19 protein-coding genes and 1 tRNA gene are annotated in these 23,159 nt (G+C 56.1%); 13 read left to right on the top strand and 7 right to left on the bottom strand.

The window, feature by feature from the left end; genetic code table 11:
- The 8 genes from Q8N00_08180 to Q8N00_08145 all read left to right on the top strand — a co-directional run bounded on the left by Q8N00_08180 (nt 1) and on the right by Q8N00_08145 (nt 9,048).
- Nucleotides 1–633 (top strand): L,D-transpeptidase, encoded by a 633-nt coding sequence (locus Q8N00_08180; protein MDP2382768.1) that lies wholly within the window; start codon nt 1–3, stop codon nt 631–633.
- A gap of 153 nt (nt 634–786) precedes the next feature.
- Nucleotides 787–1,302, top strand: a complete 516-nt coding sequence (locus Q8N00_08175) for a hypothetical protein (GenBank protein MDP2382767.1) — start codon at nt 787–789, stop codon at nt 1,300–1,302.
- A 59-nt stretch (nt 1,303–1,361) separates the two neighbouring features.
- Complete coding sequence (locus Q8N00_08170) at nt 1,362–3,056, top strand: glucose-6-phosphate isomerase (protein MDP2382766.1); 1,695 nt, start codon at nt 1,362–1,364, stop codon at nt 3,054–3,056.
- Nucleotide 3,057: 1 nt separating this feature from the next.
- Nucleotides 3,058–3,816: a 6-phosphogluconolactonase gene (gene pgl / locus Q8N00_08165; GenBank protein ID MDP2382765.1), complete on the top strand. Its 759-nt coding sequence runs from the start codon at nt 3,058–3,060 to the stop codon at nt 3,814–3,816.
- A gap of 24 nt (nt 3,817–3,840) precedes the next feature.
- Entirely contained in the window at nt 3,841–4,911 is a 1,071-nt protein-coding gene (glk, locus tag Q8N00_08160) for a glucokinase (GenBank protein ID MDP2382764.1), read from the top strand.
- Complete coding sequence (rpiA, locus tag Q8N00_08155) at nt 4,911–5,606, top strand: ribose-5-phosphate isomerase RpiA (GenBank protein ID MDP2382763.1); 696 nt, start codon at nt 4,911–4,913, stop codon at nt 5,604–5,606. Before glk ends, rpiA begins: the two co-directional genes overlap by 1 nt.
- A 146-nt stretch (nt 5,607–5,752) precedes the next feature.
- Entirely contained in the window at nt 5,753–8,350 is a 2,598-nt protein-coding gene (locus Q8N00_08150) for a M1 family metallopeptidase (GenBank protein MDP2382762.1), read from the top strand.
- Nucleotides 8,351–8,553: 203 nt separating this feature from the next.
- Nucleotides 8,554–9,048 (top strand): PilZ domain-containing protein, encoded by a 495-nt coding sequence (locus Q8N00_08145; protein MDP2382761.1) that lies wholly within the window; start codon nt 8,554–8,556, stop codon nt 9,046–9,048.
- A gap of 92 nt (nt 9,049–9,140) precedes the next feature.
- Here the strand turns inward: Q8N00_08145 and Q8N00_08140 are convergent, their stop codons facing one another.
- Together Q8N00_08140 and Q8N00_08135 are read right to left on the bottom strand one after the other, a co-directional pair.
- On the bottom strand, nt 9,141–11,807 hold the full coding sequence (locus Q8N00_08140; GenBank protein ID MDP2382760.1) for an FtsX-like permease family protein: 2,667 nt from the start codon (nt 11,805–11,807) through the stop codon (nt 9,141–9,143).
- Nucleotides 11,804–12,508: an ABC transporter ATP-binding protein gene (locus Q8N00_08135; protein ID MDP2382759.1), complete on the bottom strand. Its 705-nt coding sequence runs from the start codon at nt 12,506–12,508 to the stop codon at nt 11,804–11,806. Before Q8N00_08135 ends, Q8N00_08140 begins: the two co-directional genes overlap by 4 nt.
- Before the next feature lie 56 nt (nt 12,509–12,564).
- On the opposite strand from Q8N00_08135, the gene Q8N00_08130 reads away from it, so the two are divergent.
- Nucleotides 12,565–13,305, top strand: a complete 741-nt coding sequence (locus tag Q8N00_08130) for an arylesterase (GenBank protein MDP2382758.1) — start codon at nt 12,565–12,567, stop codon at nt 13,303–13,305.
- Nucleotides 13,306–13,400: 95 nt separating this feature from the next.
- Here the strand turns inward: Q8N00_08130 and Q8N00_08125 are convergent, their stop codons facing one another.
- The 4 genes from Q8N00_08125 to Q8N00_08110 form a co-directional block, all read right to left on the bottom strand.
- The gene (locus Q8N00_08125) at nt 13,401–13,592 is read right to left on the bottom strand and encodes a hypothetical protein (protein MDP2382757.1); all 192 of its coding nucleotides are present in this window, start codon (nt 13,590–13,592) and stop codon (nt 13,401–13,403) included.
- A gap of 122 nt (nt 13,593–13,714) precedes the next feature.
- Complete coding sequence (locus Q8N00_08120; protein MDP2382756.1) at nt 13,715–14,629, bottom strand: hypothetical protein; 915 nt, start codon at nt 14,627–14,629, stop codon at nt 13,715–13,717.
- Between the two features lie 189 nt (nt 14,630–14,818).
- Nucleotides 14,819–15,058 carry a CDGSH iron-sulfur domain-containing protein gene (locus tag Q8N00_08115; protein MDP2382755.1) on the bottom strand — a complete coding sequence of 80 codons (240 nt, stop codon included), beginning with the start codon at nt 15,056–15,058 and terminating at the stop codon, nt 14,819–14,821.
- 72 nt (nt 15,059–15,130) lie between these two features.
- Nucleotides 15,131–16,111: a ChaN family lipoprotein gene (locus Q8N00_08110; protein MDP2382754.1), complete on the bottom strand. Its 981-nt coding sequence runs from the start codon at nt 16,109–16,111 to the stop codon at nt 15,131–15,133.
- Between the two features lie 182 nt (nt 16,112–16,293).
- Here Q8N00_08110 and Q8N00_08105 point away from each other — a divergent pair, with 182 nt between their 5' ends.
- The 4 genes from Q8N00_08105 to Q8N00_08090 all read left to right on the top strand — a co-directional run bounded on the left by Q8N00_08105 (nt 16,294) and on the right by Q8N00_08090 (nt 22,199).
- On the top strand, nt 16,294–17,607 hold the full coding sequence (locus tag Q8N00_08105) for a hypothetical protein (protein MDP2382753.1): 1,314 nt from the start codon (nt 16,294–16,296) through the stop codon (nt 17,605–17,607).
- A 167-nt stretch (nt 17,608–17,774) separates the two neighbouring features.
- Nucleotides 17,775–18,716 carry a MoxR family ATPase gene (locus tag Q8N00_08100; protein ID MDP2382752.1) on the top strand — a complete coding sequence of 314 codons (942 nt, stop codon included), beginning with the start codon at nt 17,775–17,777 and terminating at the stop codon, nt 18,714–18,716.
- 155 nt (nt 18,717–18,871) lie between these two features.
- Nucleotides 18,872–20,017 carry a DUF58 domain-containing protein gene (locus tag Q8N00_08095; protein ID MDP2382751.1) on the top strand — a complete coding sequence of 382 codons (1,146 nt, stop codon included), beginning with the start codon at nt 18,872–18,874 and terminating at the stop codon, nt 20,015–20,017.
- Nucleotides 20,007–22,199 carry a DUF3488 and transglutaminase-like domain-containing protein gene (locus Q8N00_08090; GenBank protein MDP2382750.1) on the top strand — a complete coding sequence of 731 codons (2,193 nt, stop codon included), beginning with the start codon at nt 20,007–20,009 and terminating at the stop codon, nt 22,197–22,199. Before Q8N00_08095 ends, Q8N00_08090 begins: the two co-directional genes overlap by 11 nt.
- Before the next feature lie 304 nt (nt 22,200–22,503).
- On the opposite strand, the gene Q8N00_08085 is transcribed toward Q8N00_08090, so the two are convergent.
- Nucleotides 22,504–22,578: transfer RNA gene (locus Q8N00_08085), tRNA-Gly, on the bottom strand.
- Between the last annotated feature and the right edge of the window lie 581 nt (nt 22,579–23,159).

Genomic DNA, 23,159 nt, shown 5'->3' with positions numbered 1-23,159 from the left:
ATGAAGCGCGTCCTCCTGTCTCTGTGGTCTGTCGTGATGAGCCTCTTCCTCGTCACCCTTGTGCAGAGCAGCGGCTTGCCGCAGTCGGATGCGGTAACCATTCAGCTCACCGCGTTCGACCATGCTGGTTCTCAGGCACTCCAAGCGCGCTATAAGACGCTCGTCAAACAGCTGACCCAGTTAATGCCGACGCAACCCTATATTCTCGTCGATACGGCCAGGAATCATCTCTATATCAAACGGGGTGACCAGGTGCTGTTGGATGCATTGGCTTCCACAGGCAGCGGCACGATTCTCGATAAGCCTGGCGATTCAAAAGGACAGTGGATCTTCGATACACCTCGGGGAGAATTTACCGTACAATCTAAATTGACCAACCCCGTCTGGGTGAAGCCCGACTGGGCTTTTATTGAAGAAGGACTCGAAGTCCCCAAGAGTCAAGCCGACCGTCTTGAATCTGGAGTGCTCGGCGAATATGCCCTCGGATTCGGGAAGGGCTATTTTATCCATGGCACGCTCTATACCCGCCTCCTTGGGAAAAATGTGACGCATGGCTGTATTCGACTCAACGACGACGATCTAAGAAGTGTGTATCGGCTTGCCAAGGTCGGCACACCGATCTTGATTTTCTAACCGTCCTCGCACTGGCGCAGTCCCCCTATGATTTTTCTCTGCGCAGGACTCTCCATTTTCCTATCCCTTACGACGATAAGCTGGGCGGTAGAACCAGACGTAACCCCTACAGTAGACAGAACCGATCCCGTCGCGCTCCAAGAAGCCACCCGCGTGTTAGAAGAAGAGATCAAGCTTGCGTCCAGGCCACAGACCTATGTGTTCATTGACCTCGCGTCCAACGTCATCCTGATCAAGGGCCGGGGCGTCGAACTCCACCGCATTCCAATCGAAAGTTGGTCGGCCTCACACCTCGATCAATTTATGACTGCATACCGACTGCGCGAACGTCCTCCAGTGAATCGTCGAAAAATTGATCCCACGGCCGAAGCAGAACAGGAGCCCATCTCACTTGGGGATATGCCGACAACGTTTACACTGCTATTTTCGCCCCCGATGAAGATCCTCGTATTCTCGAATGCCGATGGCGATCCCTGGCAATGGACCATGCAACGAGGGCGCGCATGGTGGCGGAGGCTCACAGTCTGGGGAAAGATGCTGAGGACGGGAGACCCGACTCTGTCTCCCCCTTCCCTTGATCTCACTGTGTCTCACGAGCATGCACAATCTCTCGCCTGGACGGTGGTCGAAGGCATGCCCTTTCTTGTCCGTCGATCCATGACGCCATAGGAGAGGTCTTATGTTTGTGTTTCACTCATCCGATATCTAAGATGTACGGAAGGGGTGTCATGAAGGGTAAGACTGATCGATCGTTTTCCTTAGATCTGCAATCCCTGGTTGCTGCGGCACAGGTACGGCTCACTGCCAGCCATGCGGTCGAGCGACTCTGGGCGCGAGACCATCGACTCTGGAAACAAGACCCTACCGACATCACCAATCGTCTCGGCTGGCTGACCGTCATCGACGAGATGAAAGACCGAACCGAGGAATTGCGGGTTTTCGCAAACTCGGTGAAGCAGCGCGGTATCCGCGATGTCGTCCTGCTGGGAATGGGTGGCAGCAGTTTGGGGCCGGAAGTGTTGCGGGCTTCGTTTGGATCAGGCCGTGGCTTTCCGCGTCTGTGGGTCCTCGACTCCACCGTCCCGGGATGGATTGGACAGGTCACGAAGGCGATCGACCCTGCTCGAAGTCTGTTCATCCTCGCGAGCAAGTCCGGCGGAACGATCGAGGTCATGTCCCTCTTCGCCCACTTTTGGGATCTTGTGCAGAAAACCACCGGCCATCAAGGCGGGAAACAATTTATCGCCATTACCGATCCGGGCACGGGGTTAGAAACACTCGCAACGGAGCATCAGTTCCTGCGCACCTTTACCAGTCCTCCGGACATCGGTGGGAGGTACTCGGTTCTGTCCTATTTCGGATTAGTCCCGGCGGCGTTGATGGGGATCGATGTGGCAGAGTTGCTGGCACGTGCTGCAATGATGGCTCGAGTCTGCCATGTTCAGTCCCCGCTCGAACACAACCCCGGCGCCGACCTTGGCGCGACGATGGCCGCACTCGCCCAAGCGGGACGAAACAAAGTCACACTCATCACCTCACCCCAGATCTCGGCATTTGGTTTATGGGCGGAGCAGCTTCTCGCGGAAAGCACGGGCAAGGAAGGAACCGGCCTGATCCCCGTTGCACATGAACCAATCGTCTCCCCGACCGCCTATGGCACCGACCGACTCTTCGTGTATCTCCGGCTCAAAAACGATCTCAATCGGCCGCTCGACCAGCAGGTCGCCAAACTCGCGCGACAGGGACATCCGGTCCTGACGTTCACGCTCAAAGACCGTTACGATCTCGCGACAGAGTTTTTCCGATGGGAAGTTGCCACAGCCGTTGCAGGCCATCTGTTGGGCATTCACCCGTTCGATCAACCGAATGTCCAGGAAAGTAAAGACAACACCGCCCGCGTGCTGAAAATAATCGAGTCTACCGGCAAGTTACCGAAACAGGTCACCGTCACTCCGGCGAAAGCTGCGATACAGTTGCAGCGTCAATGCCATCCTGGTGTCTATGTCGCGATCTTGGCCTATACGACTCCTTCGCTCAAGATGGAGCAGGCCATTCGTTCGCTGCGGAGAATGCTCGTCTCCCGTCACCATGTGACCACGACGGCTGGGTATGGACCGCGCTATCTCCACTCGACAGGCCAGCTTCATAAAGGAGGCCCAGATAGCGGAGTGTTTCTGCAGCTCATGGACCAGATGAGTCCCGATATGGCGATCCCGGGAGCAGCCGTGACCTTTGGCACCCTCGCTCGCGCGCAGGCAGCCGGCGACATACAGGCGCTGCAGGCGCACGATCGACAAGCCATCGTCCTGCCTTTGGGCAAAAACCCGATTGCCACGATACAGGCGCTCACGAAATCCCTTGCGCTTCGCGCTCCATCAGGCCGTTCCTCCATAACCCGATCCGGCCGCGTCCGTAAGAAGTAAGATGCCTGCCGTCCCCGACATCCGCATCTCAGAGAACAGCCACACCTGGGCTCTCGCAGCAGCAGAGTTTGTGCAAGCGGTGGGTCAAGAGGCTATTCGCGCGAAGGGAGAGTTCCTCATCGCACTCTCCGGTGGCAAGACGCCGGAAGCTCTGTATCGGGCGCTTACCTCCCCCTCGTACGCCGGGCGATTCGATTGGTCCAGAACCGTATTTTTCTTCAGCGACGAACGGTGCGTCCTTCCAGGTGACCCTCGAAGTAACTACGCGCTCGCGCACAACACGTTGTTCACTCCTCTGCACATTGCGCCCGCACAGATCTATCGTATGGCAGGGGAATCACCTGACCCGCAGGCGGCGGCCTTTGAATATGAACAGCAGCTGAGGCGCGCGACCAAGACGACAGCCCAGACTCAGCCACGCTTGGATCTTATCCTCTTAGGGTTGGGAGAGGATGGCCATACGGCTTCTCTCTTTCCCGGAACACCACCTGTGCAGGACCGTCAACGTGTAATTGCAGTCACCCAATCTCCGAACGATCCACCGACCAGATTAACCATGACCCTAGGTGTGATCAACCGGGCGAGTGTGATACTGTTTCTCGTCGCGGGAGCCGGCAAAGCCGGAGTCGTGAGAGCCATACTCGATCCGAAGACCGAGTCTGAAAGACAGCTCCCGGCTTCGTTGGTCAGGCCAGAAGAGGGGCGCCTTGTCTGGCTTCTCGATCAAGCGGCTGCCGAGGAACTTTCGATGGATCGATAGCGGACGATTCCACATGAGGACTCGATGATTGTAGCCGGTGATATTGGGGGCACGAAAACTCACTTAGCGTTGTACGACTGGAAGAAGGACCGCGTCGATCCTGTCCGACTAGAGTCGTTTCACAGTGCTGACTACACCTGCCTTGAGGACATGCTCACGGAATTTCTTGTCCCTCCGAAACCTCCGACACCGATCGACGAATACGAAGCCGAGAAGGACGGCGATGCCGAACCAGAAGGAGAGCGTCCAGCGGAGGTACCACTGAAGATCGAGGCGGCATGTTTCGGTATTGCCGGACCCGTCATTCAGAACCATTGCCAAACGACCAACCTCCCGTGGGTAGTCGATGGCGCAGTGCTGGCGAAACGTTTCGAGATCCCGAACGTGCGGCTCCTCAACGATCTCGAAGCTATGGCCCACGGCATCTTGCTGCTCCGAGCGGACGAAGTCGAAGTGCTGAATGCCGGAACTCCCCCGCCTCACAATCAGGCACTTGCCCTGATTGCCGCGGGAACCGGATTGGGTGAAGCGATCCTCTTCTGGAACGGCTCCCGCTATCAACCGATGCCGTCGGAAGGCGGTCATGCGGACTTTGCGCCGAATAACGATAACGAGATCGGACTCCTGCACCATCTGCGTGGCCATTACATGCACGTCAGTTACGAGCGGGTGCTGTCAGGACCAGGCCTGCATGCCATCTATGACTATGTTCGTGACAGCAGGAAGAACGAGCCCACCTGGCTCTCAGAGCAAATCAAAGCCGGTGACCCGGCGGCGGTGATTGCAGCAGCCGGGCTCAAAGGCCAGGCGGAAATCGCCAAGCAGGCACTCGATCTGTTTGCCTCTATCTACGGTGCCGAAGCCGGCAATCTTGCGCTGAAAGCCATGTCGCTCAACGGCGTCTATTTAGGCGGTGGCATCGCACCGAAGCTGCTTGCGAAACTCAAGGACGGTACGTTTATGAAGTCGTTTACCAATAAGGGCCGCTACAAGCGTTTGATGAGTTCAATTCCGGTCAAAGTGGTGATGAACCAACATACGGCCTTGCTCGGCGCCGCCGCATTTGCAGCCCACCTCGCACGGCAGACCGCATAATGGCCACAGATCTCGATTCGCTGAAACGGGCGGCGGCGCTGGCTGCCGTTGAATATGTCCGTGATGGAATGGTCGTGGGACTCGGGACCGGTTCAACGGCGAAACATATGATCGTCGCACTGGGGGCTAAGGTTCGTGCGGGCATGAGACTTCGTGGAGTGCCCACGTCCAAGGAAACGGCCACGCTCGCCAAGCAACAGGGCATTACGCTCATCGATGCCGATCATGCCTGGGTGATCGATGTGGCGATCGATGGGGCGGACCAGGTCGACCCCGGCTTCAATCTCATCAAGGGCGGCGGCGGCGCGCTCCTGAAGGAAAAGATTGTGGCGGCGTCGGCCAAACAGTTCATCGTGTTGGTGGATCAGACCAAGCGAGTGCCGGTATTGGGTGGATCATTCCCTCTTCCGGTCGAGGTCATCCCCTTCGGCTGGGGCAGTACGGCCAGAGAAATCGAAGCCCTGACGAAGAGCCCGGTGGTACTTCGTGAACGGGACGGAGCGCCCTTCAATACGGAAGCAGGCCACGTGATTCTGGATGTCCATCTCCCACGGATCGACAATCCGCGAGAACTGGAGATCGCTCTGAACCTCATTCCAGGCGTCGTCGAGACCGGACTCTTTGTGGGACGAACAGATCTGCTCATCGTGGGCACCGCCAACGGAGTCGAAACATATCCTGCGACGAGGGCATGACCGAGCCGCTCAGCAGACGGCAAACCCTACAGCGCCTCACCGCACATGTTCGATTCATTCTGGCCCTTCCACTCGCACCATTTTTCAGCTCGTGCCTCCAGCGTCCCTTTGCTCCTACGATGACCGAACGACCGAAAGGTACAACGATGAACCAGGTTTCTTCTCCAGGTGTGCTTGATCCATACCGGCTTCCCAGGCATGTGGTCCCGACTCGATACGATTTGAGATTGGAGCCAGACCTGGCGACCGCGAGTTTTGCTGGTCAAGAAACCATCACCGTTACGGTCCATCAGCCGACCGCTGACATCGTCCTCAATGCCATTGAGCTGGACATCGCTTCGGCGAAGATAGACGGAGAGTCAGGTCCGTCCAGAGAGGCGACGATTACATTGGATGCAGCCCTCCAACGCTGCCATCTCACGTTTGCCGAGCCTTTGTCGCCAGGCAACTGGAGATTGACCATTCAGTTCTCAGGCACCCTCAACGACAAGCTCCGTGGCTTCTATCGCAGCACCTACAAAGACGAGAATGGGGCGACACATAATATGGCAGCGACACAGTTCGAGGCCACTGATGCCCGCCGAGCTTTTCCCTGTTGGGATGAACCGGATTTCAAAGCCGTCTTTGCGACCACGTTGGTCATCGATCCAACCTTGACCGCTGTTTCCAACAGCACCATGACATCTGAAACGCGTGAGGGCGGGAAGAAGGTGGTGCGGTTTGCCGACACCATGAAAATGTCGACGTACCTGGTTGCCTTCATCGTAGGGAAGATTGAGCCGACCGAACCGACCATGGTCGGCCAGACCCCGCTTCGCCTCTGGGCCGTTCCTGGGAAAAGACATCTTGCGCGATTTGGCCAAGACATAGCGGGGGCATCACTCTCCTTCTTTGAAAGCTACTACGGGATCCCATACCCCGGCGACAAGCTCGATCTGCTCGCCATTCCTGACTTTGCTTCAGGTGCCATGGAAAACCTGGGCGCGATTACTTACCGCGAAACCGCCTTACTGGTCGATCGACAGAGTGCCACGCATAGCGAGCTGGAGCGCGTGGCCGATGTGGTGGCCCATGAAAACGCGCATATGTGGTTCGGAGACTTGGTCACCATGTCCTGGTGGAACGGTCTGTGGCTGAACGAAGCCTTCGCCACGTTTATGGAAATGCTGGCCGTGGATGCCTGGAAGCCGGAATGGAAACGATGGAACAGTTTCGGCGTCTCGCGCGCCGCAGCGTTTTCTGTTGATGGTCTGCGCAGCACCAGACCGATCGAATATCCGGTGCAGGCGCCCAAGGATGCCGATGCCATGTTCGACGTGTTGACCTATGAAAAGGGCGCGTCGGTATTACGCATGCTGGAGCAACATATCGGTCCGACGGTTTTCCGCGACGGGGTACGGGATTACCTGCAGGCACATGCCTATGGCAATGCGGATACGAACGATCTCTGGGTGTCGCTGGGGAAGATCGCCAAACAGCCGGTGCCTGAACTCATGAACGGATGGATCTTTCAACCGGGATTTCCACTCGTGACCGCCACGGTCAGTTCGTCATCAGAACTGACCGTCACCCAACAACGGTTCAGCTATCTGGGCGATGAACCGTCCAGCCCATCATCGGGCCAGCGGTGGCAGATCCCCCTCCAGATGCGAATCATCATCGGTGGTAAGAGCCGTACCACCCGCATGTTACTGACGGAGAAAGATACGGCCATTCCCCTCCCGAAAGATTGGGAGTCCATATTCCTGAATGAGGGAGGCCATGGGTTCTATCGAGTGCGTTATGCGCCAGACTTGCTCGATCGGCTCTTGAGCGCCGGCATCGACCGACTCGCCGTCACAGAACGGTTCAACCTCATCAATGATGCCTGGGCCACGACCGTCGCAGGCCTCATGCCCCTCACGGAATATCTGGATCTGACAGCTCGTTTCACTGGGGAACGGGACAAGAATGTCTGGGCTATTTTGGTAGATTCTTTTTCATTCCTCAACAAGATCATTGCAGTAGAGGATCGACCAGCCATGGAAGCATTAGTACGCGCGCGACTCGGTCCCGCCGTGGCAGAGTTGGGATGGGCCCCTCGGAGCGGCGAGAGCGAAGGGACGAAACAATTACGAGGTGAGTTGATCGGGGCGCTAGGAAAACTTGGTAATGATGCCGCGATCCAAAGCCGCGCAGCAGAGCTGTACGTGGTTTACAGGCAGGATGCGACAGCGGTCGATCCTAATGTTGTGCCGGCGCTTGTCGCGATTCTTGCACATACCGGCGACGAAGCCCGGTACGACGAATTTCACGATAGGTTTCGTGCTGCCTCCACCCCCCAGGAAGAACGTCGCTATCTCTTCTCGCTCGCCGCGTTCCAACCGAAGGCCTTGCTCCAACGTACACTCGCCCGCACGATCAGCGGAGATATCCGCACACAAGACGCGCCTTTCCTCATCAGCGCCGTTATGGGCAATGTCTATGGCAGAGAACTCGCATGGGATTTTGTGAAAACAAACTGGGAACAGATGGACCGGTTATTTCCCAAGCAGGGTCTGCGTCGCATGTGCGGGGGGATTGTCAACCTCGCCACCCCAACACTCGAACAAGGCGTGCGGGAGTTCTTTGTCTCAGGGAAGATCGATCTCGGTGGGAAAACCTTGGAACAGTACCTGGAGCAGCTAAGGATTACGGTAAACGTGCGGGAACGGGATGGGGCCGTGTTACGTCAGTACATCAAGATCGTTGATACACGGTTGTAAAATGAGAGGAAAGAGGGGGAAGCAGGGACAGCTGTGACCCATTTGTTGTAGGGCTGACAGGACGTAGGCTGATGCCCACCTTCGCCTCACGCCCCCCCTGAACGAGGGCTTGTTGCGTGGCAGAAGGTGTCGGTACACTATGCTTTCCGATGAACGGACTACCATCGTCCCTCAACGGCGAATCACGGGAGTGTTGACCGACCATGCGCACTGCGAACTGTCCGAAGTGCGGGACCGCGAAAACAAAATTGGCTCCTCGATCAGGAGCCACAGAGCGACTTCTTAGCGCCTTGACCATCTACCCCTTTCGCTGTCAGCTCTGTGCCCATCGGTTTACCACTTTCCTCGGCAAGCTCACAACGAACCCTCGGCGAAATTATGCGCGTGTCCCGGTTCAGTATCCGGCACAGGTTCGGCCCGTGCACGATCCGACTCAACGGGTCGTGGTTGAAGGGACCATGGTGAATCTGTCCCTGCGAGGATGCCGTATCAGAACGAATCAACGACTCCCGATGGGATGCCACGTGATGCTGGAGCTTCAGTCCGGTGAGTACGATCTTCCCATCATGATCGACGAAGCGATCGTGCGGGCCCGCTTTACTGACGGCGTTGGTCTTCGGTTTTCTGGATTTCTCCATTCAGAGGAACGCCGCATTCGTCGCATCCTCGACCTGCGTCTGTCGGATTACGCGGTCTGATTACCGGCCTGTTTTCTTGATTCACGAGCCAACCGGTCCGCTGGATTGCCCTACGTAGGCATGAACAACAGAGACATACCCATATGTGTACCTTACTCATGTCGAAGTACGGCGAGCGGCCGCTGGCCTAGAATCCGATAGGTGCTGGCAAACCCTACGACTAACGTCAATAACATGGTCAGGAAGAGGCCTATGCCAAGTACCTGTGGATGCAAAGTCCAGGGGAGATCGAACAGATATCGCAACACCGCCCATGACAAGACTGTTCCGAGCGACAGACCAATGAGCCCCGCCACCGTGCCTAATAAGACGTACTCGATGGCAAACGCACGACCGATCAGGCCGCGAGTGGCGCCGAGCGCTTTCAGGATCACCGATTCATAGAGGCGCCGATATCGTGTTGCGGCGAGCGCCGCCGCCATGACCAATCCGCCGGCCACGACGCAAAATAATGCGACAGCCCTGATCGCCAGCGACAGGCGATCGAGCACTCGCGCAAAACTATCGAGTACGTCGCCGATATGAATCGCGCTGACGTTGGGAAATAAGGCCACGACGGCCTGTTGCAGCGGTACCTCTTGATCCGGCGAGACTCGCACGGTCGCCACATAGGTATGCGGCGCTCCTTCGAGCGCTCCCGGGGAGAAGATCATGTAGAAGTTCGTCGAGAAATTTCCCCACTCGACTTTCCGGACACTACTCACTTCAGCCGACAGGGTGGTCCCTTGAATATCGAGTTCCACGAGTGAGCCAATCTCGAGACCCAAGTGATTGGCGGCCTCTTCTTCTATAGAGACCTGAGGGGTTGAGAAGACCTGCCCGGGTTTCCACCATTCCCCCTTGACGAGCCGATTATCTTTCGGGAGCTGTTCTAGAAAGGTCAATACATATTCTCTGGTGAGGTACCATTGTCTCCCGCGCTCTTCTTTGCCTTCCAATCGCTTCTCATCCTTCTGCACTCCTTCTTCTGCGGCGATGATATGCCCATTGATCGCGTGGAGGCGTGACCGTACCAGTGGCGTGAGTTCAGGAATCACCTCTCCGATCTGACGATGTACCAGCGAGAGGAACTCCTGCGCTTGATCAGGCTGAATATCGATAAAGAAGAAGGTCGGGGCATCCGCCGGTCGACTTTCCTGCACTTGGTATAACAACGCCTGCTCCACTAACGTCACCGTGACAATCATCATGGCGCCGATACCGATGGCGACCATGATGCCCGCTGCCTGTCCTCCTGGCCGCACGACATTGCCGACGGCATAACGAAGGCTCAAGACTCGAGGTAACGGCATCCAGCCCAGCAGTCGTACGAATATCCGCGCACAGAGGAAGAGGAGGACGATGGCGAATGACAATGCTCCAAGAAACAGGAACCCGATCGACCATGAGCCGGCTTGCCACACCGAGAGTGCGCAGAGCCCGAGGATGATTCCTGCGGCTGTGCCAACATTGACACGATCGGTCAGTCCCCATCTCACCCACCATCGTGAAGGGGCGGCCTTCTGCTCGACCGATGCCTGCTCAGCATCACGCCGAAAGATCGCACCGGGGTGAATGTTTCGAGTCTTCAAGAGAGGCCACAGGGTAAACAGTAGCGTCGACAACAGTCCCAACGTGGCCCCTTTCATTATGGGCCATATCGAGGACCATGACAGCTCTGAGGAGACGCCCAATTGGTCGAGGAGGTTGGATGAAAATAGACCGGCCATAAGCGGAGGGAATACCCGTTGAAGCCCGATCCCCAAGAGGATTCCCGCGAAGCTCCCCACTGATCCTAAGATGATCGTTTGGACCACGTAGGTCGAGACTACCATGGTCGAATCGGCGCCAAGCGCTTTCAAGATCGCGATCGTTCGCAGTTTGTCGCGCAAGAACGCGTGAATCGAGGTTCCGACCCCCAGTCCACCGATGAATAACGCTGTGAGCCCAATCAGCCCGAGATAACGGGAGAGCTGGTCGAGAAATTGCCTCAACTGCGGTTGGGCCGCGCGATAGCTGGATATGCGCACGGAATCTGTCGCCAGCCGGCCACGCAGTTCCGTGATGAGGGGCTCCAGCGCTATGCCGGGCGGTATCTTCACGAGATACCGCTCTCGCACCCGGCTCCCCGGTTTGATCAGCTCCGCTGCCCGTAGGCCCTCCTGGGCAATCATCACCCGTGGGCCTAAGCTGAACGCATTGGCCATTCGATCCGGCTCGGTCCGGACGATGCCGGTAATTAAAAACCTCACGTGACCGATCTTGAGTTGATCTCCCACGGAGAGGCCCATCCGGATCAGCAGCGACTCCTGCACCACGGCTCCAAAGCAGGCCTGTCCGCCACAGCGATGTTCATCCGGGTGGAGGAGGACATCGAGCGATTGAGCCGGGTCGAGTCGGATCGCCCCGTACAGGGGATAGGCCGATTCGATGGCTTTGAGTTCGATGATCTGAGTCGCTTGGGCCCCGGAAGGCTGTTGAGTGGTGCGCGCGGCCATCGCAATGAGTTCGCTCACATGGGTGAAGACGATGTTTCGCTCGCCCAGCGAGTCCAGCACCCTGTGCCCCGCAAGAGTCAGGGGATGTGTCAGGCGAATTTCGACATCGCCACCTAATAGACCGCGCGCTTCTTTCGTGACGGCGCGATCCACGTTCATGCCAAACAGCGATACTCCGACCAAGGCCCCGACGCCGATCGCAATGCAAGCGAAGAAATACAGAAAGTGGCGCCAAGCACCTCTGGTTTCCCGCCAGGCCATTCTGAAGATGAAGGGGTTCACCGCGGTGACTCTGCGACCGAAGGTTCTGGGTCATTGAGGCTATCGGATTCGATGCGACCGTCGCGCAACGCAATGATGCGTTCCATCGAAGAGGCCATGGCTCGATCATGCGTGACGAGGACGAGGGTGGTGCCGAAATCGCGATGGAGCGACAGGAGCAGACTCATGATGTGTTGCCCTGTGGCCGAATCCAAGTTGCCGGTTGGCTCGTCTGCTAACAGGATTGGTGGGCGACAGGCGAACGCTCTGGCCACAGCCACCCGTTGCTGTTCGCCTCCAGATAGTTGGACGGGATAATGGGACAACCGACTTGCAAGGCCAACAGCTCCTAACAGGTCCGTGGCACGAGCCTGCGCTCCATGTATCCCGGCCAACTCTAACGGCACCAGGACATTTTCCAGGGCCGTGAGGGTGGGAATAAGGTGAAAGGATTGGAAGATATAGCCGATGTGATCGCGGCGATATCGCGCCAAGGCGTTCTCTCGCATTGTAGAGATCTCGACTCCGTCTATCTTGATGGATCCTGACGTTGGCTGATCCAGCCCCGCGATGAGGCCTAGCAAGGTGGACTTGCCGCTTCCTGATGGACCGACGATAGCCACGCGTTGCTTGTCAGGGATTGAGACGGTGATATCATCAAGGATCGTGATCTGATGACCGCCGCCGGCCAAGCGCATCGTGAGGTGATCGAGTGAGATCATGTTCGTCAGGCTCCTACCGTATCGTCTGCGTAAAGCCTATATTATACTCAACAAATATGCGTCATTTATGGGTACTCACAAAACTATTATTCTGCCTCTCCCTCTTCGGCCTATCCGGCTGTGATCGCGCCAATGCGCCTTCTCCCCCCTCTTCAAGTGTTCCTCGCGAAGGCGTTGGGCAACAGCTGGGAACTGACGTCACGGCACAGCTTGGTCGACCGAAGGCCCAAGTCTCTGCCGAACGGCCACGGATTGTCGCCTTCGGCAACAGCCTGACGGCCGGCTTAGGTGTGGCACAGCATGAATCCTACCCTGCGCAACTACAGCAGAAACTCGATGTGGTTGGTTATCCCTATCGGGTCATCAATGCAGGAGTCAGTGGTGAGACGACGGCTGGTGGACTGAGGAGGGTACCCTGGGTCATGAAGAGCAAGCCTTCGATCGTCATCGTAGAGTTAGGCGCCAATGACGGGCTTCGTGGCCTCAGTCTTCACGAGACGAAGGACAACCTTGAGCGGATCATTCAGCAACTTCAACAGTCGTCGGTCACTGTTGTGTTAGCCGGGATGAAACTCCCTCCCAATTATGGCATGGAGTACACCGCAAGGTTCGAGGCGCTCTATGGCGCACTGGCGAGCCAATATCATCTCACGACGATTCCATTTTTTCTCGATGGCGTGGCAGGCTCCTCGCTGCTCAATCAAGCAGACGGTATTCATCCGACGGGAGAGGGCTATCGCGTCATTGTAGAGAAAATATTCCCAGCGCTTGAGCCATTACTCCAGCGGAACCGGTGACTGGGGCTCACGAAGAGGAAAGTAGGGGAGAGAAAGTCCCTGCCCAATACAAATCACATCAGGCAGGGACCGAACTCAATTGATCTGTGTATGGACTAGGACTTTTTGAGGAAGGAGTCGTAGAAGCCATAGGCGAGGATCAGCCCGATCAAGGTGTAATAGATACTGGTTACACCGCTATAGTCTGGTGCGCCCTCCCCGTGCGGTTCATTTGCTAGAACATAGGTGACACCAGTCCACAGGACCATGCCAGCCGTTACGAAAACCTCTGCTCCGATCTTTTTCATCACTCGACCCTCCCTTCATCAATTAGACGAACAAGGGCCGCATTATACTGAAATCGTCTAGCAATTCGCAATAATTTTGGTAATGAGAAAAGAGGGTCGGAGAGGGTGCGAAACGGTATGGGCTAGGAGGTGCCGGAGGGCTTGGTCAGGGCCTTCAATGCCGTTGAGACTTCTCTGAATGAGTTGGCCAGCTTGTCGAGCTGTGCCCCTTTTGATAAGACCTCGCCAGACAGAGATTTGAGTTGACTGTCGTAACTCCCGACCTCTGATGCCACCTCGGAAACCTTCGCCAGCATTTCCTTGCAAGCGGTAAGCTCTTGTTGCAGGCTTTGCGTACTGGCTTGGGTGGATTTGATCTCTTCCATGGAGGCTTGCAGCTGTTGCGTTAAGCGTCCGACGTAGGCCTCTCGGTCCCGCATATCGGATTCCAGGTTGATCCGCACATCTTCGCTCTCGCGGCGGCGTTCTTCTAAATTGCGAATGGCTTGAGTCCAGGGAGCCAGTTCGCCACTGAGCTTTGGTGAATCAGGCAATGGTTGGCCTCGCTCCAATGCCTTGATCGTGGGCTGAAGCCATTCAATGAAGGCCATCACTTCTCCCAACTTAAAGTCCGTCGTCGTCGCGGCGGCGGTTGGTGGTGTAGATGTGGCCGTACCATTGTTATTCGGAGGGGCCTGTGCCGGCTGCGGGGCCGCGGAAGGCTTCGCCTTCTTTTGTTGACCGTTCCTTGGTTGCGCCCATCGATGATACTCCAATAGAACCGCGATGCAATGGCGGCACATGGGCTCTTCAGGCAATGAACAGCTGCACTTGGAGATGAGATGCCCCTCTTTGAGACGGATCGTCTGTTCGTAGAGGCCGGAATTTCCAATGACGGCGGACGAAATCTGCGCGTCATCGGCCTCGACAATCCGAACGCGATTCTCGGAGAGGTACTGACTGCCGATGTGAAAGGCATTGCGATCCACCACTGCCTGGATCATGGGAGGGTCCAGGAGGCTTAACCGCTCAGCAGAGCAGGGGATCTTATTTCGCATGCGCTGTGTTCCCAATCGCGAACGACTCCAACTGATGTTCCCGCGTAGTCTGAGACGGGCCGACTAAACTGTCAAGAGTTCGTCGGTTTTTCACCGGCAGTCATGATGCCTCGAGATTCTCCGTCGTTATCAACGTGCCATCCTTCGAAATCAGATAGTGCTGTCTCACGCCAGACGCAGGGCGATTCGTTAGATCTTCGAGTGGGAGCCGTCGCAGAAAGGCGGCTTTTTCGTGTGTTTACAGCCGCAGAGCGAGACCCGTTTTTTTTCTTCAAAATGGACTTCCATCGGCGAGAATTCAGTCCCCGTATGGGAACCATCGCAAAATGGTTGCGTCTTCGAGCGACCACATCTACACCAATAGATGGTTCCCGGACCAACTTCTAACGTGCAGGGAGTTCGCTGGGCAATCACTGGTTTTCCAGACATCACTTCTCCTTTATCCATACATGTGAGAGGCGATCACCACGAAGTGTTCGGTGCCACTCACGAATCGAGTTTCTATCGGCAACGGCGGGGAGGGCCCTGGCTACTGACAGGAGTCAGCCAGAGATAATCGGCAATCTTTTCACGGATCATCTCTTGTAGTTCCTCGATACGTCCCACCTCAAACGATGTCATGTAGACGCTCACCTGGCGGGCTGGACCTGTCAGACGGCGGACCACTCGTTTCGGAACCGGAAGGTTATACTGAATATGTCCGCCTCCGGTATAGCTCACCAGCGGTCCAGCCATCGAATCAGTTCCAGCGCGAATCTGGTTGAGGCGATTGACTAGGGTCTTGGCCATCGCTTCGTCCCGGACCATGGAGGCTTCATACATTGTTTGATAGAGGCGGTCATCCCCGCCGCCATGACAGGCCTGGAGCTGTTCGAGAATACGGGCTCGGTAGACCGGGTCATCGACGATGGCTTCGTCCTTCATGCCCCATTCCGCCATAACCGGATCAGATTGTGCCTGAGCCAATCCATGTTGCGCGACGCTTCGGACCAATGCCTTTGGGGGATTCAAGGCTCGAACCGTCCAATGTTGCGCCTTTGCTAACAGGACCAACGGCTCGTAGTCCTCGTAAGAGCCGCCCCAGTTTTGTTTCCACCGGACAGCCTCGAGGAATTCCTGTCTGGTTGTGTCGGAATCGGAAAGATACTGATCCAATGCTGCTTGGCCGTCCCAGCCGAACATTTCCATGGCTAAGACGGGTGTGCGCCCCTCCGCCTGCAACCTCCGCAGCAGCGTTATTGCTGCATCAATGTGAAATCGATTGTGATGTTCCTCGCCAAGATAGATGATCTCCTGTTGCAGTAACAACAAGGTCCACTGGTCGAGAGAGACCGGTTGACCCGTCGCCGTGTCGAGGATCTGCCATTCTTGGAACGGAGTATGGTGGTTATCATGCGAGGAGATCGAAGATACCGCTCCGCCCCCACTCGTGCAGGCCACGGAACTCCACAAGGTTCCAACGACCAATAGCAGTTGACACATAGCAATGATCGCGTGCCTCGCGAACGGTACAGTAGTGATACGCATGGTCTCTACCTAACATAGGTCTCGCGATGCGGCAAGACGTGATCCTTGACGCTCATGGCCCAGGTCGTTATGCTGACAAACATTCACCGGCTGAACATCGACGGATCTACTAACACGAATTTCGCACCAATCGACTCATGAATTCCACCGCACAGGTCCTTGCAGACTTTCGTTCACAGGTCACACAGCTCTTGCAGGAACGAGAGAAGGAGTGGGAGGCCTCACGCAAACTTGTTGAGGCGAGCCGGCTCACGGCGACGTTGAAACGGTTGATTGAGGAGGCCCATCGTGCCGATCTGTCTGTCACCATCCGCGACGCCATGACCGTGGCGTTGGGAAATGCAGAAGCCGCACGGATTCAGGATCTCCCTGGCCCTAGACTCAAAGAACTCACAGGCCTGCCCCCGACAAAAGCTGTGCGGGCTTTGTGTGTATGGCTCGGTGTTGTTGAGGGTCCGACGTCCCAATGGCCGATGAGCTCCCTGCGGAGCGAAGAAATTGAGGCATTCGCCCATTCCCACGAAAATCCATTCGACTTGTTGCTCGATGCAGATGTGGCGTCTCTGTTCGATCTAGGCGCTGGCGACCTCTCGTTTGCCACTGAACTGGTTGAGCAATATGTGGCTCCCCTTCAACAGCGACAGCGCGAATTGGTTCTCCATGGACTTGATCGCCTTCAGCCAGGCTCACAGCTGGGCGGCCCACTCCATCCGGAACGGGAGCGACTTAACGGTCTGCGGTCCCGGACTGGGCTTTCATTTCAATTCTTTGGAAACCACGACATGTTTGATCTGGGTAACCTGGATCAAGCCGGGAAGCTTGCACCACGCTATACGATCGCAACCTGCTGGGCTCCTGCGACCCCCACATTTGCCTACGAACCGACCAGATTATCCGATCAGACCATCACGCAAGAGCTCCATCGCACCAAAGGGACGTTCCGGCAAACCCATTATGCAGGCGAACCGGCCCTGGAGGTTCAGCATGGGGACCGTGCATTGCTCTTTCCACCCTGGAAGTTTGAGATTCGAGGTCCCCTGGCCCTGCTCGACTTGTTGTCGCGCCGCGGCCTCCTCTGTGTCCTGGGAGCCGTGGATACTCAGGTCTTCTGGGAAGTCCTTGCACAACTTCTCGACGAGGCCCGCTATCGACCGGACGATCAGCCCTTTACCGCAGGGAATCTTCCAACGATTTTTGGCGAGATCTTCGAGCGGCTCTCGAGCCTTGCGCAAGGCGAGACCTTGAACCTGTCAGATTGCAGCCTGTTACGCAGGCAGATTCCACGGGTGCTTCCCCCTCTCCCGATGCAGGGCCCGACCTATCGTTTCCGCTCCGTTCAGATTCGTCGTGGAGCCGTCTTTTCAGGCATCCCTTCCAGTAGTACCGCCAGACGGTTCTCTGACATGGTCGAGGAGACCCCTCCTTGGATGCTGATCCTCGTGCCGGAATAGACCGGGAATAGAACCGTCCCACCATCGCAAATCCTTATGCGTGGCCGGTTCCAGACTGGTCGATGCAAAATCTCACGTGAAAATTGACCGCCTCCAGACCCTTTGCTAGACTTCGAGCGTGTCAGATCACCATGCATGCCTGAATCACCAGGATCACTAATCTCAACATGAGTTCAGTTCACACCATCCGGGCGATCCAGGACAATATTGGGCTGGTCATCAAGGGGAAGGCCCATGTGATCGAGATGGCGGTGGTCTGTCTTCTGGCTCGAGGCCATCTTCTGCTCGAAGATGTACCCGGGGTCGGTAAAACCACGTTGGCGCACAGCTTGGCCAGGTCACTCGACTGTTCGTTCAAGCGCATTCAATTCACCAGCGATCTCTTGCCCTCCGACATCGTCGGCGTCTCCATGTTCAATCGGCAAAAACAGGGGTTCGAGTTCATACCGGGTCCAATCTTTGCCAATGTTGTACTGGCCGACGAGATTAATCGCACCACGCCGAAGACTCAGAGCAGTCTTCTGGAAGCGATGAGCGAGGCTCAGATTTCCGTCGATAATCAGACCCATCCGCTTGAGCAGCCATTTATGGTCATCGCGACGCAGAACCCTGCCGAATATCATGGGACATTTCCCCTTCCGGAATCTCAACTTGATAGGTTTCTGATGCGCCTCTCTATTGGATACCCCTCGCTTGAGGAAGAGCGGAAAGTGCTCGATCGGCCACATTCGTTGCATCCGGCTGAAACATTGGACGCGGTGTTGACGGCTCACGAGGTATTGGTATTACAGGCCCGCGTCGATCAAGTGCATATGGAAGAGGGCTTGACGGACTATCTGCTCGCGATTGTGCAAGCGACCCGTCAGAGTGAGCTTCTTTCTCTGGGCGTCAGCACCCGCGGAGCGCTAGCGCTGAGCAAGGCTGCCAAGGCACTGGCGGTCGTCCGGGGACGCGACTATTGCCTTCCTGACGACATCAAGGAGCTCGCGCCGATCGTGCTGTCTCACCGTGTCATGCTGAATCGGACCCATGGGATGCGGACCCAGAGCTTCGAACAGGCTGAGCGCATGGTCCTCGATATCGTTGAGACCGTTTCCGTCCCCGTCTAGCAGGATGCTAGGAAAGGCCCGCCAGCTTCGTTCTCGCATCGCTCAGGCCCTCAACGTACCCCGAGTGTATGCCTTGGGCCTTCACTCGCCGGGGCCTTGCTGGACGGTCTTTTTGAGCATCCTGCTGTTTGCCAACTGGGTGAGGTGAATGCGTGATGCAGGCACTCCTGAATCTCCACGTCTCTTCGGTCTTTTCGTCCCTGCGAGGTCTGGCCCGTCGGCGGTCGATTCGTCTGACGCCCGAAGGGACCAGGTTTCTTCTGTTTACATTCGGGATCGGGCTTGCCGCCATTAACACCGGCAACAATCTATTTTACTTACTGCTGGCGATGATGCTCAGCCTCATCGTGGTATCGGGACTGCTCTCTGAGCATTGTCTTCGCCGTTTAGAAATTCGCCGGCATGTGCCCGATCTCATCATGGCCAATGAGCCGACCACTCTCACGCTCTCGGTCGCCAACCGGCATCGACACCTGCCCAGCTTTTCCCTGCGTTTGCTTGATGTTGTCGAAGGCCAGGATGTCGATCGAGGGCTCGCCATTCACCACCTCCCCGCACAGAGCTCGATGCTCCTATCCTACCCACTGCTGGCGACAAAACGGGGCTGGCTTCGGTTTGAAGGTATCCGGGCGCAGACGCTATTTCCATTCGGGTTATTTCTCAAGAAAGGGTTTTACGCCACGGAAGCGCACCTGCTCGTCAGTCCTCCCATCAAGCCACTCGCCCTGCGATTCATGGATGAATTGGTCAGCGAAGGGCAAGGAGAGTCTCTCTCTCGACGAGGACATGGGACACAACTCTACAACTTACGCCTCTATCAACCGGGCGATGACTCGCGATCCATTCATTGGATGACGACCGCCCGCACATCCCAGCTCATCGTGCGGGAAACCGAAGCGGAAGATCAGCGCCGCATCCTGGTCGCTCTTTCAATCGTGGCTCCCGACGAAAGCGAACCGCTATTCGAACGAAGCGTGACATTCGTCGCATCGCTCCTCTGGCAACTGACTGAACGGGCATACCCCGTGCGACTGATCGTTGGGAGGGAGGATTCGGGGCTCGGATCCGGATCCGCCCATCTCTTTGCGATGCTACGCCTGTTGGCGCTTTGCGAACGGCATCCACCTGAAACGAGCGAGGCTAACCAGGGCGGCGAGTACCTCTCGCTACCTCACGAAGCCGACCGAGGTTATACGGTGGCGGTTGTCCCCTGGTCGGAGCAGGTGGCATCTTCCAGTATGGTACAGGCGGATCGAGTGCTCCACGCGGCGCAACTCGAAGAATTAACCCATGCCTTTTGATCAAGCCTTTAAGCTCAGCTCCGTCCTCCTCGCCATCATCGCGTTCAGCGGACTGGTGTTTGCGCAAAGTGTCCCCCTCTGGATCGCCCTTCCGACGGCGATCATCCTCATCATCACATTGTGTGATGCGGGAGGGATTGCTTTCGTTCGGCGTGCGATGGCACAGGTCACGGTCTCCCCAGCCATGTGGAACGTTCTGTTGATCGGTGCCTTTGTCATATTTCTCATCGATCTGACAGTGGTATCACAAGATCTTCTCCCGGCTGGTATCCATTTCTTGGTCATGTTATTGGGCATCAAGTTGCTCACCCTTCAACAGCGGTGTGATTATCGGCACCTCTATGCCATCAGCCTCATGGCAATCTTGGCCTCCGCCGCACTCACAACCGATGCGTGGTACCTGCCGATTTTTCTGCTGTATCTGCTTGGGGCGGTCTGGACACTCTTGCTGTATCACTTGACCCAGGAAAAGGTCGAAGCCTCTGCCGTCGTCATACCCACAAGCATGGCAGCCTGTCACGCAACATGCCCGAGCAGGATCACGCACCGCTTCTTTTGGTTGACGAACGGAACCGCTGTCATGACGATTGGTCTGACATTTGCCATTTTTTTTGTGATCCCTCGTATCGGGGCCGGCGTCATACAAAAAACACATGGGGAAGCTCTGCGGACGACAGGATTTTCCGATCGGGTTGACCTGGGGACGATTGGGTCTGTCAAACAGGACCCTCAGATCGTCATGCGAGTTGAATTGCCTGACCAACCGACTATTGCGAAAGATCGACTCTACTTGCGAGGCCTCGCGTACGATCAATACAATGGACGATCGTGGAGCCATAGCGGAACCAGACGCCGTTCGTTGAGTCTCGTGGCGGATGGGGTGTTCCTTGCTCGCCCAGCTGGCAGCCGTCCTCCGGACAGCCTGTCTGTGGCGATCCGCCAAGATATTTTGCTGGAAACGCTCGATACCCCAATCCTATTTGCCGCCCCATTCGCGGAACTTGTGAGCGGCGATTTTCCCGCCGTACAGGTTGATGGCATGAGTGGCCTACACTTGCCTCTTTCTCCTTCTTCTCGTTCACGATACTCCGTCACCTCTCAGATTCCGCAGCTCGTTGCAGGTGACCGGGCCGCGATGGCTCTGGCCTATCCAGACGCAATTCGTTCCCGCTACCTCCAAGTTCCCGTAGAGTCACAGCAGGTTGCTGACCTAGCGCATCGGGTCGTTCAGCAGGTCTCGACCCCATTTGGACAAACGCTCGCGATCCAGCAGCATCTTTTGGAAAACTATCGGTACAGCCTTGAGGCCGATACGGCAACGCTGAGTCATCCGCTCGATGAATTTCTATTCGTACGTAAAACGGGATACTGCGAGCATTACGCAACTGCGATGGTCATGATGCTACGTACGATAGGGATTCCCGCGCGACTGGTGACAGGATTTCTGGCCACAGAATGGAACGAGTTTGGAGGGTACTTCACTGTGCGCCAACGGGACGCGCATGCCTGGGTTGAGGTCTACTTTCCGCAATCAGGTTGGGTCACGATGGATCCTACGCCCAGCGTCAGTGCAGCGGGTGGGACCTCTCGATGGGAGTCTATTCGACGATTTGGGGAATCCTTTCGATTACAGTGGGATCGTTTATTCGTTCGTTATAGCGGGAAGGATCAATTGGCAGTTGTTCACGGAGTTCGAGAAAGCAGTGACGCATTGCGTGAGAGAGTGAGTGGCTGGATTTCGGCGTTGAGTACTCCAATAGGCCATGTACTCAATCGGCTGGCGCGCATATCCCGAATCGTCCAGCCGGGGGTGTTGGAACTTATTACGGGAATGGTGGTGGTTGGCTTGGCCTTGCTCCTGCTTATGCTCCGGGACAGGATAGGCCTCTGGGCCAGTATGCATCTCTCGATTGCACCCTCACAGCATGCGATCGTACAGCTCTATGCCCGCATGCTTCGTACGTTGGAGAAGAAGGGCATGGCCAAGCTTCCAGCCGCTACTGCCGCTGAATTCTCCAGACAAGTGGAGCAGAAATGGGCGGCGGCCGGGCCTATGGTGGCGGACGTGACCGCCCTCTATTATCAGGGACGATTTAGTCGCGTCCCTCTCCTACCGGAAGAACTTTCCCGCGCAGCTGAACAAGTAGGACGACTGCAATCCATCCTGCGTACAATCCACTAACAAGCCAAATTAATAGACTGATTTTCACGATTTTGATTAAGCATGGCGAGCCGTGCGTCCACTGCACGTTCCCTCCCGGTAAGTACAGGCCCGTCTGCTGGACGTCCTGCGCTCCCTCTCTGGGATCACTTCACGGTACATCGGTGAAACAGCGAAGCGGTACCTGTGTCGGCAGGCTGTTGAATCGCTTCGACGGAGAGCTAGGTCCATCAGAGAATTGTGAAAAAGAAGAGGTGTTGAGGCTTGAGTTTCTGTTGATGGAATATCTTTGAGGAAGTATCTGAAGCGTGGCCGACAGTAAAATTGGAGCGGGAAACGAGATTTGAACTCGCGACCCTCGCCTTGGCAAGGCGATGCTCTACCACTGAGCTATTCCCGCCCAATCACAGTCGGTGCAAGGGGTGGGATTCTACTGAGTAGGAACGAGACTGTCAAGCGACCTGAACAACATCATTCTTCCTCCGTTACCTTCGTTACAATCACCCTGAAGTGCTACCGAAAGGTAACGCTCGATTGATTTACGCAAGACATTGATTTATTGAGGCTTAGAGTATGTTGGAAGTTCGCAGTAGAGAAGTTGATACGGCAAGTACCCACTTGTGAAGATCCGTCGCGATTTAAATGACTAATAAAATATAGTATTAACTTTATATTTCAATAACTTACACCGCATTTGCTCAGACGGATTGTTTTCAGGCTTTGGTGCGAATATTGCGAACTTAGGAGACTTATGATGCCTGGCATTCATGATAAATCGACAAGTTTGGCCGATGCGTCGGTCGAAAACTATTCGATTGTTCTGTTTTCTTGCATCGCTCTGCAGGAAGGGGGGTGGTCTGAACTTTCCGCTGTGCGTTGGTGAAGTCGCGTGGGCTTATTGAAGCCCTCAACTCTTAGGAGGTGTTACCCATGTTTTTGTCACGTAGGCAGTTCTTAAAAGTCTCCGTGGGGACGGTCGCC

This window comes from Nitrospirota bacterium (assembly GCA_030684575.1).
In the GTDB taxonomy this organism is placed as follows: Bacteria; Nitrospirota; Nitrospiria; order Nitrospirales; family Nitrospiraceae; genus Palsa-1315.
The sequence above is the reverse complement of the archived record's forward strand: the minus strand, read 5'-3'. Positions and strand labels throughout refer to the sequence as shown.